Source organism: Tissierellales bacterium, assembly GCA_035301805.1.
Taxonomy (GTDB): domain Bacteria; phylum Bacillota; class Clostridia; order Tissierellales; family DATGTQ01; genus DATGTQ01.
In genome coordinates, this window is the sequence record DATGTQ010000195.1 from 1 (window position 1) to 2379 (window position 2379).

3 protein-coding genes are annotated in these 2379 nt (G+C 29.1%); all 3 read right to left on the reverse strand.

The window, feature by feature from the left end; genetic code table 11:
* A partial coding sequence (locus VK071_10225) for a DUF5082 family protein (protein ID HLR35683.1) occupies nt 1–443 on the reverse strand: 443 nt, incomplete at its 3' end.
* 132 nt (nt 444–575) lie between these two features.
* A complete protein-coding gene (locus tag VK071_10230) occupies nt 576–1178 on the reverse strand; it encodes a hypothetical protein (protein ID HLR35684.1) in 603 nt (200 codons plus the stop codon).
* 250 nt (nt 1179–1428) lie between these two features.
* Nucleotides 1429–2115, reverse strand: a complete 687-nt coding sequence (locus VK071_10235; protein HLR35685.1) for a hypothetical protein — start codon at nt 2113–2115, stop codon at nt 1429–1431.
* Nucleotides 2116–2379: the final 264 nt, after the last annotated feature.

Below are 2379 nucleotides of genomic sequence, written 5' to 3' on the forward strand. Positions count from 1 at the left end.
TAATAAGTTCCAGAACCAAGTGGGTTCTCTAATGATTTTTTCTTTTTAGCTTCTTTACGTAATTGATTTCTTCTAGAATTTAGCTTCTTGATTTCACTTTTTTTACTGCTTATACCAGTTTCCAACTCCTCTATTTCATCTTCTATAGAAGTTATAGATTCCTCAATCTCCCAATTATAGCTATAAAGCATCTTTCTAACTCTATTTACTTCATTTACATGTTCCCAATATCTTGTGCCCTGCCAATCTTCTACTTCACATAAATTATTTTTAAAATCCTCTATATGATTTTCTAGTTTATTATATTCTATTTTTAATTCACTTAAAGCCTCTCTTAACTTTCTTATCTTCCTCTCATTCATTCTAATTCCCGTTTCACAGCTTTCTATTCTTAAATTTATATTGCCTAATTCCGATTGATAATCTGGATATCCATAAACCATTTCCACCCCTCCTTGCATATTCTTTCTAATTCTTGAATCCTGAATAACTATATATATGGATGGTTACCTTAAAATTCAAAGTCCTAACCTTTAGTACTAATTACCCCTTATTACTCTGGTAAACCCAAGTCCCTATTCAAATCTATCTAACATTTTTTCTAATTCACTATTAATTTCATTAACTTTAGATATTAAATCATCAAGTTCTTTTGAAAAATTCTCATCAGTGGCATATACCTGTTCAAAAATTTCATTTATTTGTTCTTTAGTAGTACCTTCAAGATCTATAACTTTTCTATAATATGTATTTAATTCATCTTCATTAGTTGGAAAGTCTAATCCTTTTAAGTATTTTTCTATCCTATAAAAAACATCCCATTTAGTAATGTTTAACCAATGTTCATTTTCTACTTCTTCAACAATAGATAATAATTCCTGTCTCGTTTCTTCTGTAAAATCCCTTATAACAAGAGCATAACCTTCAGCATGAGCTTCTTCATATAATTTACGTAAATTATTTAGTTTTGCTTCTTTTGAGGCTAATAGTATATCCCTAAGCCCTAATTCCATGAATCCTGTTAATCCTATTAATCCCATATGTGAGTTTAATATTCTTCTCAAAGATGTCACTATAGAACTGGCTAAATCTATTATTATTTTAGGATTCATATCTGTATTTGTTTCAAAATACTCTTTACTTAAACCTGCTAATCTTTCTTCAAATCCTTCAGGCATTTCACTATGCTCACCTATATAGAATTTTCTTTCCTCTTAATTCATCATTTGTGTCATTATAGCATTACTTAAATATCTCCAATCCTCTTCATTCATATGCCGATAAAGATGATCTAAATAGGCTTCTAGGTCTTACATTAATTTGCTTTGTTCTGTTTCTGCATTAAGCTCAAGACCTTTCTCAGTATGATTGAATTTAAAATCAAAAGCTTTTCTACTAATTCTTTCTCCTGTTTTTCCAATATATTATTCATTTGCCTTTCTCCTTTTCATATATATAATTATGATTCGGTATTCCCCAACTTGATTCTTTTTCGATAATTGAAAGTTCCTTTCTCTTAGCTATAAGATATTTTTTATCCTTTCCTAGGATTTCTTTTTCATAATCTTCCGTTGTATATCCATAAAAAGAGAATCTGGCAATTTTAAATTCAGCTCTTAGCTCTCCTTCCATTTGCCATAGCAATTCTTCTACTTTCTTTTCATCTTCAATACTGGCAAATATACGTGAACCTATAAAAATCTTTTCATCTACATATTTCTTAAATTCATCATAACCACTATCTATAGTTAGTTCCTTAGGAAATAAATAAGATTTACTATATCCAGTAAAAACCAAACTATCTGGAAAGTATCTTTTTACAATCTCTTCAAATTTTTCAATAACTATAGGTTCCATTACATAACCCACATATCCATCCTCATAGGTTACTGAACCATCTTCTTCATATGTTCTAACTAAAGCAAATACTCTATCATCATTCTCCCTATCCTTCGGATATGCTAACATATGTTCTCCTCCTGGATTTCCCCACCATGCAAAATCAATGGAATCTACTTCAAATTCTTCATCATATTTATCTTCCAAATAATCAAGCATTTCTTCTAAAACTTCTTCTTTCGTTGGTAAGTCTTTCTTTTCTTCTTCTTTTTTCATGGTACAACCCCCTAAGATTAAAGTTGATAATAGCAGTAATGATAATATTCTTTTCACCCTTTTCATCTCCTAAATATCAATTAAATAGTTTGTCTTTTTAAAAATAAAACTTTACATTGATATAAAATTATGTACAAATAATAGCATTTAAAATTACAAACTCCCTCATGTGGTATCTTATTAGACTTATTATTTTGAAACTTCAAATAACCTTTTCGCAATTTTAGTCAAGGTTAGACATGGTATATGTTTTTGCTGCATAAT